General features: G+C 67.8%; 18 protein-coding genes and 1 pseudogene. 16 read left to right on the forward strand and 3 right to left on the reverse strand.

The features are described 5' to 3' along the window. Positions 1-93 precede the first annotated feature (93 nt). A complete protein-coding gene (locus tag AB0C46_RS00795; RefSeq protein WP_362824631.1) occupies positions 94-666 on the forward strand; it encodes a hypothetical protein in 573 nt (190 codons plus the stop codon). 8 nt (positions 667-674) lie between these two features. On the opposite strand, the gene AB0C46_RS00800 is transcribed toward AB0C46_RS00795, so the two are convergent. After that, complete coding sequence (locus tag AB0C46_RS00800) at positions 675-1,430, reverse strand: DUF4279 domain-containing protein (RefSeq protein ID WP_362824633.1); 756 nt, start codon at positions 1,428-1,430, stop codon at positions 675-677. Between AB0C46_RS00800 and AB0C46_RS00805 the strand changes: the two genes are divergently transcribed. The 10 genes from AB0C46_RS00805 to AB0C46_RS00850 all read left to right on the forward strand — a co-directional run bounded on the left by AB0C46_RS00805 (position 1,423) and on the right by AB0C46_RS00850 (position 9,192). Continuing rightward, positions 1,423-1,980, forward strand: coding sequence for a Uma2 family endonuclease (locus AB0C46_RS00805; RefSeq protein WP_362824634.1), 558 nt, complete (start codon positions 1,423-1,425; stop codon positions 1,978-1,980). The two genes, AB0C46_RS00800 and AB0C46_RS00805, sit on opposite strands and share 8 nt — an antisense overlap. Positions 1,981-2,163: 183 nt before the next feature. Further along, positions 2,164-2,421: a hypothetical protein gene (locus AB0C46_RS00810; RefSeq protein WP_362824636.1), complete on the forward strand. Its 258-nt coding sequence runs from the start codon at positions 2,164-2,166 to the stop codon at positions 2,419-2,421. Between the two features lie 108 nt (positions 2,422-2,529). Then, complete coding sequence (locus AB0C46_RS00815) at positions 2,530-3,621, forward strand: site-specific integrase (RefSeq protein WP_362824637.1); 1,092 nt, start codon at positions 2,530-2,532, stop codon at positions 3,619-3,621. Beyond that, positions 3,621-5,378: a hypothetical protein gene (locus tag AB0C46_RS00820; RefSeq protein WP_362824638.1), complete on the forward strand. Its 1,758-nt coding sequence runs from the start codon at positions 3,621-3,623 to the stop codon at positions 5,376-5,378. The genes AB0C46_RS00815 and AB0C46_RS00820 overlap by 1 nt, the downstream gene beginning before the upstream one ends. Next, complete coding sequence (locus tag AB0C46_RS00825; RefSeq protein WP_362824639.1) at positions 5,375-5,587, forward strand: hypothetical protein; 213 nt, start codon at positions 5,375-5,377, stop codon at positions 5,585-5,587. Before AB0C46_RS00820 ends, AB0C46_RS00825 begins: the two co-directional genes overlap by 4 nt. Then, positions 5,581-6,381, forward strand: a complete 801-nt coding sequence (locus AB0C46_RS00830; protein ID WP_362824641.1) for a hypothetical protein — start codon at positions 5,581-5,583, stop codon at positions 6,379-6,381. The genes AB0C46_RS00825 and AB0C46_RS00830 overlap by 7 nt, the downstream gene beginning before the upstream one ends. Then, positions 6,372-6,617, forward strand: coding sequence for a hypothetical protein (locus AB0C46_RS00835; protein ID WP_362824642.1), 246 nt, complete (start codon positions 6,372-6,374; stop codon positions 6,615-6,617). Before AB0C46_RS00830 ends, AB0C46_RS00835 begins: the two co-directional genes overlap by 10 nt. Before the next feature lie 16 nt (positions 6,618-6,633). Further along, positions 6,634-7,131 (forward strand): hypothetical protein, encoded by a 498-nt coding sequence (locus AB0C46_RS00840; RefSeq protein WP_362824644.1) that lies wholly within the window; start codon positions 6,634-6,636, stop codon positions 7,129-7,131. A gap of 281 nt (positions 7,132-7,412) precedes the next feature. Further along, positions 7,413-8,072 (forward strand): VanSc-type vancomycin resistance response regulator transcription factor VanR, encoded by a 660-nt coding sequence (vanR-Sc, locus tag AB0C46_RS00845; RefSeq protein ID WP_311708620.1) that lies wholly within the window; start codon positions 7,413-7,415, stop codon positions 8,070-8,072. Positions 8,073-8,100: 28 nt separating this feature from the next. Continuing rightward, positions 8,101-9,192 carry a HAMP domain-containing sensor histidine kinase gene (locus AB0C46_RS00850; RefSeq protein WP_362824646.1) on the forward strand — a complete coding sequence of 364 codons (1,092 nt, stop codon included), beginning with the start codon at positions 8,101-8,103 and terminating at the stop codon, positions 9,190-9,192. A gap of 15 nt (positions 9,193-9,207) precedes the next feature. Here AB0C46_RS00850 and AB0C46_RS00855 read toward each other — a convergent pair whose 3' ends face one another. Continuing rightward, complete coding sequence (locus AB0C46_RS00855) at positions 9,208-9,471, reverse strand: hypothetical protein (RefSeq protein ID WP_362824648.1); 264 nt, start codon at positions 9,469-9,471, stop codon at positions 9,208-9,210. Between the two features lie 61 nt (positions 9,472-9,532). Continuing rightward, the gene (locus tag AB0C46_RS00860) at positions 9,533-9,664 is read right to left on the reverse strand and encodes a hypothetical protein (RefSeq protein WP_362824649.1); all 132 of its coding nucleotides are present in this window, start codon (positions 9,662-9,664) and stop codon (positions 9,533-9,535) included. A gap of 561 nt (positions 9,665-10,225) precedes the next feature. Here AB0C46_RS00860 and AB0C46_RS00865 point away from each other — a divergent pair. The 5 genes and pseudogenes from AB0C46_RS00865 to murF all read left to right on the forward strand — a co-directional run. After that, positions 10,226-10,336 (forward strand): annotated as a pseudogene (locus tag AB0C46_RS00865) (transcriptional regulator); the annotation flags it as partial. A gap of 122 nt (positions 10,337-10,458) precedes the next feature. Continuing rightward, complete coding sequence (locus AB0C46_RS00870; RefSeq protein WP_362824650.1) at positions 10,459-11,436, forward strand: D-isomer specific 2-hydroxyacid dehydrogenase family protein; 978 nt, start codon at positions 10,459-10,461, stop codon at positions 11,434-11,436. Beyond that, positions 11,429-12,499, forward strand: a complete 1,071-nt coding sequence (gene vanA / locus AB0C46_RS00875; protein WP_362824652.1) for a D-alanine--(R)-lactate ligase — start codon at positions 11,429-11,431, stop codon at positions 12,497-12,499. Before AB0C46_RS00870 ends, vanA begins: the two co-directional genes overlap by 8 nt. Then, the gene (gene vanX / locus AB0C46_RS00880) at positions 12,492-13,115 is read left to right on the forward strand and encodes a D-Ala-D-Ala dipeptidase VanX (RefSeq protein WP_362824653.1); all 624 of its coding nucleotides are present in this window, start codon (positions 12,492-12,494) and stop codon (positions 13,113-13,115) included. Before vanA ends, vanX begins: the two co-directional genes overlap by 8 nt. Before the next feature lie 153 nt (positions 13,116-13,268). Then, positions 13,269-14,639 (forward strand): UDP-N-acetylmuramoyl-tripeptide--D-alanyl-D-alanine ligase, encoded by a 1,371-nt coding sequence (gene murF / locus AB0C46_RS00885; protein ID WP_362824655.1) that lies wholly within the window; start codon positions 13,269-13,271, stop codon positions 14,637-14,639. Position 14,640: the final 1 nt, after the last annotated feature.

Raw genomic sequence — 14,640 nt, forward strand, 5'->3', positions numbered from 1 at the left:
CGTTCGCGTGATCCGGTTTCACCCCCGGTGAAAGGGCGGTGTGTTGTCTTCCGTTCGTTTTCCCGGATCTCGCCAGAACACGAGGGTTCCCGTATGAGCCGCACCACGGCCGCCCGCGCTGTCACCGACATACTCCAGCCCCGCAACGTCCTCCTCGCCGGCATGCTCGGCATCGGATGGGCCGCCGCGGGGAACTGGACCGGCATCCTCTGGGGCCTGCTCGGGGCGCTGTGCGCCGGGCTCGTCCCGGCCGGCTACATCGAATGGGAGCGCCGGCGCGGGACGTGGGGCGACCGGCATGTCGTGGACCGGACGAAGCGGGCGCCGATCTTCCTCGTCATCCTGGCGTCCATCGGCGCCGGCACGCTCGTCATGGTCCTCGGGCGGGCACCGACGGGCATCCTGGCCGCGATGCTCGCACTCTGGGCAATGACGGTCGTCCTCCTGGCGGTCAACACGGTCTGGAAGATCTCGGTGGACTCCGCGGTCGCCTCCGCCGTCGTCGCCCTGCTGGCGGTGGTGCACTCTCCCTGGTGGCTGGCGGCCGGTGTGCTGACGACCGCGGTGTGCTGGTCCCGGGTCGCGCTGGCGTACCACACCGTCGCCCAGACCGTGGCCGGGGCCTCCCTCGGTGCCGCGACCGCGGCCGCGTTCCTGGCTACCTAAGGGTGTTGTCAAGCCGTCGGAGTGCGATTCATGTGCCCGGATGAGTACGAGGTCATGTGCTCACCTGGCGTTCTCGCCTCCGGCCATGTCGTACTCGTCGATGTCGAGCTCGGCCCCGGTGGCGCTGAGGAAGTCCAGGACCTTGCGGTCCAGGTGCCAACCGAAGAGGTGGGGGCATCCGCTGCGCCCCGCTGGGCTTGGCCGGTGTCGTGGAAGCAGCGCACGAGGTGCAGCACTGCGCCGCCGCCGGTGCCTGCCAGATGCCTGGTGAGGCCGCTGATGCGGTCCGTGTGGGGCTGGAGCCTGTCGAGAATGCGGGTGATCTGCTCGTCGACGCGCAGACCGGGCTCCCGGCAGACAACCATCCACGAGTGGTCGACCGGAACCACCGCCGGCCGGGGGCTTCGTCGTGTGCGCCCCCGTTCGCGCCCTCCCGCACCGGGCGCCGCCCCGCCATGATGCTGCGCATGCCCGACGATCACTGCTCGAAGTGCTGCCCCGTCGAACCGCCCAAGCCCGAGGTGCCCGGCCCGTGGCCGTTGGGGGCGCTGCTGTGGCTCGGCATCATTCTCGGCGTCGGCGGCGGCGCGTACCTGTGCGTGATGTGGCTGGTGTCCAGCGCGTTCTGACGTGGTGACGCCTCGCCTCCCGGCGGCCGGTCGGGGGCGTTGCCGTGCCGCCGCAGCCCGTCGTGGCGTTGCATAGTCGTGAGCACCCCTGCCGCCCCGCGGCCAGCCGAAGGACGGTGATGGTCCGATGAGCATCGAGTCCGCCGACTACAGCAACGGCGTCGACCCCGAACGCGCCCTCAAATACGCGCTCCAGCACATCCGCGGCGACCGCGCCCAGATCATCGAGGGAGTCATCGAACCGGTTTCGCCGACCTGGGACCACGAAGCCGCCGCCGAGACGATCTGCGACCAGATCCGCGCGCGGGCCCGGGAGCTGGACTGCGTCACCGGCTCCGGCAACCTGGACCTGCCCGGCTCGTCGAACTGGTACGTGCCGGACATCGCGGTGGTGCCGGCCGCGGCCGCGAAGGGGGCGGGGGCGCTGCTGCCTGCGGACACCCTCCTCGTCGTCGAGGTCACGAGCGAGTCGAACGCGGAGACGGACCGGGTCGTGAAGCGGAAGCGGTACGCGGAGTACGGTGCGCCGCTGTACCTGCTGGTCGACCGTCAGGAGCGGTCCGTGACGCTGTACTCGGAGCCCGGCCGGCTCGGGTACACACGGGCGGACGGGCCCCACCCCTACGGCACGACCCTGCGGATCCCGGAGCCGTTCGGCCTCGACCTGGACACCAGCGGCCTGTAACCCCGCGGCAGTACCGCATCGTCCGCTACGACCAGTGCGAGGAAGCTGCTGAGCGGCGTTCATCTTCCTGTTCGGCGAGCGTTCTGTGAGCAGAACTGCAGCGTCTCATTGCCGTCTCGCGCCCTCGCGACCTGTGCGTTTGCGCTTTGCAGCCACTTGAGTCGCATAGGTACGTTCCCCGCCATGCTGATGACGTTCTTCTCCTCTGCCACCTGGGAGTCCTGGGGGCTATCGAGCCAACCGGTCATCCCGGACCGGATGCCGATCCTGCTTGATGACGACCTCCTCTTCGAGGACTCGGCTGGTCCTCGCGTCACGACCGTGATCAACCGGTGGGCCCAGGAACTCCCGGCGAAGGGCTGCCCGGCCCCGAATTCCTGGGAAACCTACGTTCGGGTTGTGCGGGACTGGACGCTCTTCTTGGCCAGCCGGGGCATCTAGCTCTTTGACAGTCGACGCGAGTTGAGACGCGGTCTGAGCGCCTACGCCGTACACCGCGCGTGCGGCCCACTGAAGGAACGGTTCGCAGCATCCACCTGGAACCAGCACATGAACATCCTGTCCCTGTTCTACGGGTGGGCCGAGGACGAAGAACTCACAACCGCGGTGCCGTTCACCTACAAGCAGGCCGTCACGGCGTACGGCGACCAGGTGCGCCTGCAGTCGGTGAACCTCTCCAAACGGCGGACGCCGAAGCCCCACGTGACGATCAAGTACTTCGAGAAGGACTTCGAGGACACGTTCCTGAAGGGGCTGGGCGGTCTGCGCCCGGACGGCACCGAGGACGCTCTCTACCGGGGCCGGACGACGGCACGCAACTCGGCGGTGGGCGGCTACGTATTGTCCAGCGGGCTGCGGCGCCAGGAGTTCACGTACATGTTGGAGTGCGAGGTTCCGCCGTTGCCGCCCCGCCGGACCGCGCTGCCGATCTGGGTGCCGGTTCCGGCCGGAGTCACGAAGGGCCGGAAGTTCCGCACCACGTGGACGACATACGACCCACTCGCCCGGCTGCACCAGTACTTGCGGCTGCAGCGTGCCGTGGCGGTGACTCGCTCGTCATGGATACCGCCGGCCAAATGGGGTTCGCCTCTGGTGGCGACCGAGGCAGACGAGGTCGGTGGCCGGGTCGATGGCGAGCGCGTGCTGTGGGCCGAGTTGACGCCTCGGGAACGCCGGTGTCTGGTCCGGCCGGACGGCGGCTCGCTGCTGCTGGCCGTGCAGAGTGACGGGAGTCCGTTTCGCGACTGGCCGACGGTCTTCAAGCGGACCTCGGAGCGGATCAGGGATCGATTCGATCCGCGTTTCCCGCACACGGCCCCGCACCGATGTCGTCATACGTTCGCGATCAGGACCCTCGAAATGCTGATCGGCGGCTACGCCCAGGTCGCGAAGCTCGTCAGGGACACCGACGCGGACGCGGCCCTGGCGCTCTACCTGCGCAAGAACGACCCGGTGATGATCCTGCGTGACCTCCTCGGTCATACCAGCACTCTCACCACGGAGGTGTACCTCCGGCGCCTGGACACCACCCGGATCTACCGCGAGGCATACGAGCGCGCGGGCCACGACCACGGTCTGCTCGCCGAGGCCGAACGCGAGGCCGATGCCGAGTTCGACAACTTTGACGAGGACGATATCTGATGCCCGCGGAGATCCTGGAGAACCCTCTGCGCCTGTTCTGCACGTTCACCCGCGGCACCACGTCGACCTTGAACGTCGACGACTCGATGAACCCCGTGCTGGTCCGCGAGTTGCTGACGGGCCTGGTCTACCTCATGCACCCACACGGCCCGGGTGATTCACACCGGACCGCGGAGAAGTACAAGGGGACCATCGACTGGTTCGTCGGCGAACTGGCGAAGCGCGGTCATCGGGGCGGAGCGGCCGAGCTGACCCGCACGGGACTCGCAGCCCTGTGGTGGGAGGCGGGAAATCGACGGGAGTCGGAGAGCCGCCGCATGCTCGCCGCCCTGGACGCCGAGACTCCCGTGCTGGCGTCGGATGTCCGGGAGCTTGTCCAAGGGCGTCTTTACAACCGGCACCCGAACAGTGAACCGCTGCCGCCCTACGACGAAGTTGCCTGGGCAGGGCTGACTCGTGCAGCCCGAACGATAGCCAAGGAGTCATGGGCTGCGTACCGAGCGGCCAGAGCAACGGCAGAGGCCGGCCAGGACCCCTACGTGCACGGCTGGACCAGAGAGAACATCTTCTGGTTGATGGTGCACCACGGCCCGGTGACGACACGGGAGTTGGGTGAACGCGCCGGATTGTCGCACGAGCAGATGCGCTTTCGGATCGGCCGTGACCGTCAGCGCTTCTTCGTGGAAGCACGCGAAACGCTCTTCCCCAGCCCCCGCGTCGTCATCGCCTACCAAGTGCTGTTCGGCGTGTACAGCGGCATCGTGCCGGACGGCATCGCCGATCTGGGCATCGACGGACTTGACTGGGCCGGCGACAGCACCGTCCTGGTCCGATACATCAAGGGCCGTACGTCCGAGGAGAGCATCACGCTGCCAGGCAAGGCGGTACGGCTGCTGGAACGGTGGCTCGAGTATGCCGAACTGGCGAGGTCACACTGCCCACCGCAGCTGCGCAACGGGCTATGGCTGTGGCTCGCCTACACCTCGCGTCGCACAGGCGAGGAGGGCCTCGGGCCGTGGCGGTACGGGCGCCCCTACAAGTCCACCGTCGTCGACTGGTCCCGGAATTCGGGAGTGATCGACGCCAACGGGGCACCGGTGACAGTGCACCGTCACCGGATCCGCACGATGTTCGAGTCACACCGGGACCGCTCTTCCTGGATCGGCAGCCGGCGCTCGACGATCGACCCCAACCACACCCCAGGAGTGGAAGGCGACCACTACCTGTCCTCCATGACCGAGGCCCAGCAGAACGCGCTGGAAGACATCGTCGAGCAGGCCCAAGGCGATCTGCTCCGCAGGGGTCAACCGCCCATGGTGCTGTCGGACGAGCAGGTCGCCGACCTGGCCCGTCAGTTCCCGCAGCTGGTCAGCGAACTTGAGTTGGACGATCGGGCGATCGCTGAACTCGTGGGTGGCCAGCGCGATGTGTTCGTGGCGTCCTGCGCCGATCCGACCGCCGGCGTGCACGGCCCGAAGGGACAGCCGTGCCCGGCCCGCCCCTGGGTGTGCCTGCTGTGTCCACTCGCCCTGTTCACACCGCGCCACGCGGCGAACCTCCTGCGCATGAAGGCGTTCTTCGCCAGGCAGTGGCAGCAGATGCCCGCCGCGCAGTTCATGGCCGTCTTCGGCCACTACGCCCAGCGCATCGAGGACGTCCTGATCAAGTACGACCCCACGCAGCTCGCCGCGGCTGCCGCTCAGGTCACCGACACCGACGCCGAGATACCGCTCCTGCCCGAGGAGAGCACCCTGTGAGCACCACATCCCTGACCGAGGCACCGCTGCACGGAGCCGCACCGTCGCCCTTCGCCGGGGCGGACATCTGCGGCCTGGCTGGCTTCGTCCTGCCCATCGGGGCGGCCCGCTCGGTCTTCGAGGACGAGAGCGAGCCGACGGCCATGGAGAGGTGCCCTGGTCGGGGCCGCTGTCCGAGCGCGGCCTACGGGCACTCACCGGCGTGGTGAAAACCGCCGCGCACGTGGTCATCGTGGCGCTTTCCGGCATGCGCCAGAGCGAACTACGTGAGATGAACGTCGGATGCCGCGTTCCCCCCATCGAGTCCGGCCCGGGGCTGAGGAGGTACAAGCTGGCGAGCCGGGTCATCAAGGGAAAACCGCTCGGCGGCGTTCCCGATGAGTGGGTCGTGATCTGGGAGGCGTACCAGGCAGCCGAGGTTGCCGAGCAACTCCTGGGCCCGGACGCCGAGATCGGTGACCCCCTGCTCACCTCGCCACTCGACAACAACCGCTTCACGCTGTTCCGCCAGTGGGTCAACGGTCCCGCAGGACAGGTCCTGGGGCTGGCTCCGATCCCGGAAGGGCAACTGACGACGAGGATGCTCAGGCGCACACTCGCCTTGGAGATCGCCTACCGTCCCGGTGGTCTGCTGGCCGCAAAGGTGCAGCTCAAGCACTTGTCCGTGGTGACCACGGAAGGATATGCGGCCCGTCCGGGCGGGGCCCAGGCCAAGTTCCTCGCGGAGGTCAACGCCGAGGAGGCGGAGCGTAACAAGGACCTCGTGCTGACCGAGTACCGACGCTATCAGCAAGGCGAGATGCCGTCAGGTCCCGGCGCCCGCGATCTGATCAGCTTCTTCGCCAGCGTCGACGGGAAGCTGCCCGCGCCGCCGCCAAGGACCCCACGGTCGTCGGCAGCGACCAGGAGGTCAGAGCCCTCCTCGCCGAGATCGCCGACGTCCTGCACCTGGGCGTGGCGAACTACTGCTGGTTCATCGACCCCTCCAAGGCGTTGTGGCTGAAGCTGGCCGGCACCCCGAACGCGACGAAGCCGCTGGCGGGCATGTGCGATTCCGCCCGCTGCCCGCAGGCCACTCACCATCCCTGCCACCGCCCGGTGTGGGCCGAGAGCGTGCGGACCAAGCAGGTCTTCATCGGGTCGATCGGCCGCAACCACAAGACCGAAAAGGCCCGATTGCAGGCTGACTTGGATCGGGACGTGAAGGTCCTGGCCTCGATCGACGCCGCTGCCGCGTAAGGAGAAACCCCACTTAATGGCTCGAATCAGCGCAGAGACCCGCGCCCGCAACGAGGAGGCCGTCCGAGCCGCGATGGATCGGCTCCTGAAGGGCGACTTCCCGCCCGGCGGCAGCTGCGACTTGAAGACACTGGCCGCCGAAGCCGGTGTGACCCGCACCGCGTTCTATCCGAAGAAGAACCGTGACGGCACCACCCGCCCGGGCCCCTACCAGCACCTCGCCGAAGAGTTCGAGCGGCGCCTTCGTGCTCTGCAGGAGGCCGGAGGGGTCGTCGACCCGCGGATCGCGCAGATCGAAAGGCTCAAGGCCCAGGTCGCCGAGTTCAAGGAACGCCTGGCTCAGCGGGACGAGACCATTGCCGAGCTCACCACGTTCAAGGAACTCGCCGTCTCGCGCCTGGCCGCACAGCACGACGAGATCGTGCGTCTACGGGAACAGGCCGTAGCCCTCGGCAACGTCCGCCGTCTGCCCGCCGCCCGCCCCGGGACGGCCCCGTACGGATCGTGCAGCTGAGCCACATCTAGGACGGGTCCGGACACGGCGAGGGAGCCCGTCGGTGTAGCCTGCCGTGTTCCCTCGACGTCCGCACCAACGGCCCCCTCAAGGGTGACGTTGATCGAAGGCTCATCGATGGGCAGATCGTGGTGTTCATGCAGGTCACGGCCCCCGAATGCCTTCCCGGGATGTTCGTTGAAGGCGGTCGCGATGCACTGATAGACGGTGGCACGGTGTTGTCGACGCGTATGCGGTTTTTGATACGCGGACGATATGTGCCCGCTCGTAACATCGAGAGCATGCGTGTGCTGATCGTCGAGGACGAACCCTATATGGCGGAAGCTATCCGCGATGGCCTGCGCCTGGAAGCCATCGCGGCCGACCTCGCGGGCGACGGCGACATCGCCCTGGAAATGCTGAGCATCAACAGATACGACATCGCCGTCCTCGACCGCGACATCCCCGGACCTTCCGGTGACGAGATCGCCAAACGCATCGTCGCCTCGGGCAGCGGCATGCCGATCCTCATGCTGACCGCGGCCGACCGCCTCGACGACAAGGCATCCGGCTTCGAACTCGGCGCCGACGACTACCTCACGAAACCGTTCGAACTGCAGGAACTCGTCCTCAGGCTCCGGGCACTCGACCGCAGGCGTGCCCACAGCCGGCCTCCGGTCCGTGAGATCGCAGGGCTGCGGCTGGATCCGTTCCGACGCGAGGTCTACCGGGACGGCCGCTACGTCGCGCTGACGCGCAAGCAGTTCGCCGTACTCGAGGTCCTCATCGCCGCCGAGGGCGGTGTCGTCAGCGCCGAGGAACTTCTGGAGCGCGCGTGGGATGAGAACGCCGATCCGTTCACCAATGCTGTCCGAATCACCGTCTCAGCACTGCGCAAGCGTCTCGGTGAGCCGTGGATCATCGCCACGGTCTCCGGCGTCGGCTACCGAATCGATGCATAGCCGCAGGCCGGAGACGGGGAAGAGAACCATGGATAGAGCGCCTGGATTGAGTGTCCGCCTCAAGCTCACCCTCAGCTACGCCGGATTCCTCATGCTCGCCGGTGCCTTGGCGCTCGCCGCCGCAGGAGTGTTCCTCCTGCAACAGGGGTGGTTGCAAACCAACGAACAGGGGGCATGGAAAAGAAACCCGGTCATCGACTTCGTGCAGGGTTTCGCGCCAACGGCAGCCGCAGTAATGGTGTTCCTCCTCGTGTTCGGCCTCCTGGGAGGATGGATCCTCGCCGGTCGTATGCTCGCCCCCCTGGCTCGCATCACCAACGCCACCCGCACGGCCGCTACGGGATCGCTCTCGCACCGTATCCAGATGCCGGGCCGCCAGGACGAGTTCCGTGAACTTGCCGACGCCTTCGACGCGATGCTCGCACGGCTTGAAGCACACGTCGCCGAGCAGCAGAGATTCGCGGCAAACGCCTCGCACGAACTACGCACCCCGCTGGCCATCTCGAAGTCACTCCTCGACGTGGCTCGCACCGATCCATCACACGACACCGGCGAAGTCCTCGACCGCCTCCAAGCTGTCAATACCCGAGCGATCGACCTCACTGAAGCGTTGCTCTTGCTCAGCCGAGCCGACCAGCGATCCTTCACCCGAGAACAGGTCGACCTGTCCCTCATGGCGGAAGAAGCCACCGAAACGCTGCTCTCCCTCGCGGAAAAGAACGGCGTCACCATCGAGACCCGCGGCGACATCACCCCCGCGAGCGGATCGCCGGCGCTCCTGCTGCAACTGACCATGAACCTCGTGCACAACGCGATCGTCCACAATCTGTCTGAACAGGGCAGGGTGTGGGTCACTACCGGCGTCCACTCCGGCACCGTGATACTCACGGTCGAAAACACCGGCGAGAAACTGCCTACACACCTGGTCTCGACGCTCACCGAACCATTCCAGAGGGGCACCGAGCGCATCCACGCCAACCAGACGGGCGTCGGCCTCGGCTTGGCCATCGTCACATCCATCACTCGCGCACACGACGGCACCCTCACCCTCACCCCGCGCGACACCGGCGGCCTGCGCATCACGGTGGAACTGCCCGCACGCACGTCCCCGCGGTCGTGATATGCGCCCCGCCGACTATGCGGGTGGTGCGGCCGTGTCGACGTACGCCAGGATCTGCCGGATGTCCCGCGCGTGCTGCGCGGCATCGTGAGCATTCTTGTAGAAGCGGGCCCGGCCCAGCAGATCCTGGTCGAAGCCGGGCAACGAGCGCGATCCCGAGAGGCGTGCTCCGGCCAGCCGCTCCGCCAGTTGCGCGGGCTGTCCATGCCGTGGCTGACGTACGCCGTTCCGGCCTTCAGGACGCCGCTCGTCGCCCCGGCGTCCCTCGACCTGGTCCATGGCGACGTCCGGCGTCAGCGACCAGTCGAAACCGCAGCCGCTGGTCGGTGCCTCGGCGACCTCACGCGGTCCGAGCGGCGATCTCCGACAGGACGCCGTGTCCGACCTCGGCGGAGAGGCCGTGGTAGTGGCGGAAGTTGTCAATCAGCGGGTTCCAGACCCCGGGGGGCGGCATGGACGCGCGGCGTCTCACACTCGACACTGAAGCAACCGCCCTCCGCACCCGACGAGGGCGCAGGCGCGCGCCTCCAGCTGTAGGACGTACTCAGTGACGCGTGGCGGGTCACGAGATCGACGTCGGAGGGGGTGAAGCCTGCGGCGCGAACTTGTCGGGTTCGTGCCGGTACACCACGCGCCTACTCTCCGGCCCCGGGTCGACCCCGGTGAGCGGGACGCGGCGCTCCACCTGTTCCCAGAGGTCCGGCACGGCGACGTTGAGCACCAGCTCGGGCGTACGGCGAGGTTGCGCGGCGTCCGGCTCGCAACGCCGAGGCCAAGGATCACGTTCTGGCCCAGAACCCAAGCGGAGGAGATCGGGGCGATGTTGGCGGTTTCGTCGTCGTTCTCGGTGGTCAACAGGACCACGAGCATGCCGAAGTACAGGATGCTCTCGGCCGGATCGCACGGTGGGTTTCGTCCGTCATAGGCCAGGACGCTGAGGTCAGGGCCCCTCGGCCGGCGTCGAAGCGTCGCCCGCCGGCTATGGCCGGGTGACCAGCACCGACACCTTCACGAAGAGCCCGGCCTAGTCTCCTTGGGTGCCCTCCCGACGGATCGCACCAACGCCGCCTGCCTAGCCCTGCTCGACGGCCGCGCCTGGACGGCCGCCGACATGGTCCGGCTTGCCGGGGTGGCACCGTCATCGCGAACGGCTGGTGGCCTGCTCGGCGGACACCGCGCGGGCCGGCAAAGGGGGCTGACAACGTATCGGCAGCGTATCGAAAACTGCGTACGCGCTGGCAACACTCGGTTTCCTTGAATGGAGGCATGACCTACAGCGAACCAGTGGGAATCACCGCTTTCGGATGCGGGCGGGACGAAGCCGCACGGTTCCGTGAGCTGGCACCCCGATTCGGAGTGACGCTGACGATCACAGAATCCGCGGTGTCGGAGGATGACGTCCACCTGGCATCCGGGAACCGGTGCATCAGCGTCGGACACAAGACCCGGATCACCCCGGCGGGACTTCGTGCGCTGAGTCGAGTCGGCGTCTCCTACATCTCCACAAGAAGCATCGGGTACGACCACATCGACGTGGATTATGCGGCCCGCATCGGCATTTCTGTCGGGAACGTCTGCTATTCCCCCGACAGCGTCGCCGACTACACGGTGATGATGCTGTTGATGGCAGTGCGCCACGCCAAGTCCACCGTCCGCCGCACGGATGTGCACGACTACCGACTGCACGACGTACGGGGGAAAGAGCTGCGCGACCTGACCGTCGGCGTGGTCGGAACGGGGCGCATCGGCACGGCCGTCACGGAAAGGCTCAGCGCCTTCGGATGCCGGATATTGGCGCACGGAAATCATGCCGGCGACCCCGGCGACGAGGTGTCGCTCGATGAATTGCTGAGGTCGAGCGACGTCGTCACGCTCCATGCGCCGCTCAACGCCGAGACACACCACCTTCTTGACCGTGCGCGCATCCAGCGGATGAAACCCGGTGCGTTCGTGGTCAACACCGGGCGCGGTGCCCTCATCGACACAGCCGCGCTGGTCGCAGCCCTCGAGAGCGGGCGCTTGGGTGGTGTCGCCCTCGACGTCGTCGAGGGCGAGGAAGGCGTGTTCTACGCCGACCGGCGGAACGCGCCCATCGAGAGCAAGTCACTGCTGCGGCTGCAGGAAATGCCGAACGCGTTCATCAGTCCGCACATCGCGTATTTCACGGACCGTGCCCTGAGCGACACGGTCGAGAACTCGATCAGCAACTGCCTGGAATTCGAGAGCGGGAATCAGCATGTCTAGGGCAAAGATTCAGGTCGGAATCCTCTTCGGAGGCTGCTCGGAGGAACACCCCATCTCCATCAAGTCCGCGCAGGAGATCGCGCGGAACCTCGACCCGGACAAGTACGAGCCGTACTTCATCGGGATCACGCGCAGCGGCGCCTGGAAACTCTGCGAGGGCCCCGCCGCGGACTGGGAAAGCGGCGTCGCGTACCGGTCCGCCGTGCTGTCCCCGGACCGCGGCGTGCGCGGACTGCTCGTCCTCGATCAGGGAAAGTACGAGACGATCGGCCTGGATGTCGTGGTGCCCGTCCTGCACGGCAAACTCGGGGAGGACGGCGCGATCCAGGGCCTGCTCGAGCTGTCCGGAATCCCGTACGTGGGCTGCGACGTCCAGAGTTCCGCGCTGGGTATGGACAAGTCCCTCGCCTACGTCGTCGCGGCCGGCGCCGGGATCGCCACGCCGAATTTCTGGACGGTCGCGGCGGGCGAGGGCATCGACGCCGACCGGCTCACCTATCCCGTCTTCGTGAAGCCGGCCCGTTCGGGATCCTCCTTCGGGGTCAGCAAGGTGTCGCATGCGGGAGAACTGTCGGCCGCGCTGGGCGTTGCCCGGCGGTATGACACGAAAGTTCTGGTCGAGGAGGCGGTCGTCGGCAGCGAGGTCGGATGCGCCATCCTGGGCGGCGGAACGGACCTGATCGCGGGGGAAGTTGACCGCATCGCCCTGTCCCACGGCTTCTTCCGGATCCACCAGGAGGACGAACCCGAGACCGGCTCCGACAATTCGACGCCGATTGTCCCCGCCGATATTCCGGCTGAATCCCGGGCACGCGCCCAGGAAGTGGCGAAGGCCGTCTATGGCGCCCTGGGCTGCAACGGCCTCGCCCGCGTGGACCTGTTCCTCAAGGAGGACGGACAGGTCGTCCTCAACGAGGTCAACACGTTCCCCGGCATGACCTCCTACAGCCGTTATCCGAGGATGATGGCCGCCGCCGGGGTTCCGCTGTCCGATGTGATCGACCGTCTGGTGACCGGGGCGCTCGCCCGGTCCCTGCCTTCGACGGAGCAGGCCGATGCGTAACGACTTCGTCTTCATGGACGAGTTCATGCCCGGGGTCCGCTGGGACGCCAAGTACGCCACGTGGGACAACTTCACCGGAAAACCGGTCGTCGGATACCTGGCCAATCGCATCGTCGGCACCAGGGCTCTGTGTGCGGGATTGCAGGGCGCGCGAGAGGAGGCGGCCTCGTACGGATTCGGCCTGCTGCTCTGGGACGGCTACCGTCCGCAACGCGCCGTGGACTCTTTCCTGCGCTGGTCCAAGCAGCCGGAGGACGGCCGCACCAAGCACCGCCACTACCCCAATATCGACCGGCCCGAGATGATCGAGAACGGATATGTGGCCGCCAAGTCGGGCCACAGCCGCGGCAGTACCGTCGACCTGACGCTGTACCACCTGGAAAGCGGCGACCTCGCCGCCATGGGTGGCGACCACGATCTGATGGACTCGGTCTCGCACCACGGAGCGGAAGGAATCACGCGGGCCGCGGCGGACAGCCGCAGGCGTCTTCGCTCCATCATGGAGACCAGCGGATTCAGCTCCTACGCCTGCGAATGGTGGCACTACACGCTCAAGGACGAGCCCTACCCGGACACCTACTTCGACTTTCCCATCACACAGGTGAGTCTGGGATGAACACGGCGAGGCTCCGGCGGTCCGGCCGGAGCCCCGGGCCGTCCCCGGACGCCGAGCGGCGAGGGCGAGCACCCCACCAGAGCCCACCGCATATCGCCGGCGTATCGAGAACCGCATACGCGCCGGCAACACCCCGCCGCCTTCACTGGAGCCATGACTCAGAGCCAGCCATCCCTCGCCCCGCACCCCCTCTCCCTCGCCGAGATCGCCGCGCTTGTCGGCGGCCGGGTCACGGGTGACGCGACCGTCACAGTGAGCGCGCCGGCCGTACTCGACAGCCGGCACGGCGAACCGGGCGGTCTCTTCGTCGCCATGGTCGGTGAGCGCGTCGACGGCCACGACTACGCCGGCCACACCCGTGCGACCGCCGTGCTCGGTTCACGGCCGACACCGCTCCCCACAGTCGTCGTCGACGACGTACCGGCCGCACTGCAGACACTCGCCGCCCACGCCGTGGCCCGGCTGCGCGAGCGGCTGACCGTCGTCGCGGTGACGGGATCGCAGGGCAAGACCAGCACCAAGGACCTGCTGTCCGTGGTCCTTTCGGGCGCCGGTCCAACCGTCGCCACCCACGGTTCGTACAACAACGAACTCGGCGTGCCCCTGACCATGCTGCGCGCCGACGCGCACACCCGCTTCCTCGCCCTCGAAATGGGCGCCCGCCACCTCGGCGACATAGCCCACCTCACCGGCCTGGTCGCACCCGACATCGCGGTCGGGCTCAACGTCGGCCAGGCCCACATCGGGGAGTTCGGCTCGCGCGCAGCCATCGCACGGACCAAGGGCGAACTCGTGCGCGGCCTCGCCCCCAGCGGCACCGCCGTCCTCAACGCCGACGACCCCCGCGTCGTCGCGATGCGCGCGCTGACCGACGGGCCGGTCCTGACCTTCGGCCGCGCCGAACACGCCGACATGCGTGTCCAGGACCTGGTCCTCGACCGCCTGGGCCGGGCGACCTTCACGCTACGCACCTCCGGCGCCTCGGCCGCTTCGGCCCGTGTCGCGCTGCCGCTCGTCGGCGCCCATCAGGCACTCAACGCGGCGGCCGCCGCCGCGGCGGGACTCGCGGCCGGCATCCCCCTGGTCACCTCGGCGGTGGCCCTCAGCACCGCCTCACTGTCCAAATGGCGCATGGAGTTGCGCCCCCTGGCCTGCGGCGCGACCCTGCTCAACGACTCCTACAACGCCAACCCCGACTCCACCCGAGCCGCCCTGGACACACTCGCAGCCATCACAGGCCGCCGCCGTATCGCCGTACTCGGCGCGATGCTCGAACTCGGCCCCGACAGCGAGGCCGAACACCGAGCAGTGGGCGAATACGCAGCCGCGCGCGCCGACCTGGTGGCCGTCGTCGGCGAAACCGCCCTCCCCGTCACCGCCGCTGCGGGAATGCGGGCGATCGCACTCACCGACAACCGAGCGGCCGTCGACTGGCTGCGCGAGCACCTCACCGACGGCGACATCGTCCTTGTGAAGGCGTCGCGCGGCGCCCGCCTCGACGAGGTGGCCGCCGCACTCGGGTAAC

The sequence above is a fragment of the Streptomyces sp. NPDC048637 genome (genome assembly GCF_040650675.1).
In the GTDB taxonomy this organism is placed as follows: domain Bacteria; phylum Actinomycetota; class Actinomycetes; order Streptomycetales; family Streptomycetaceae; genus Streptomyces.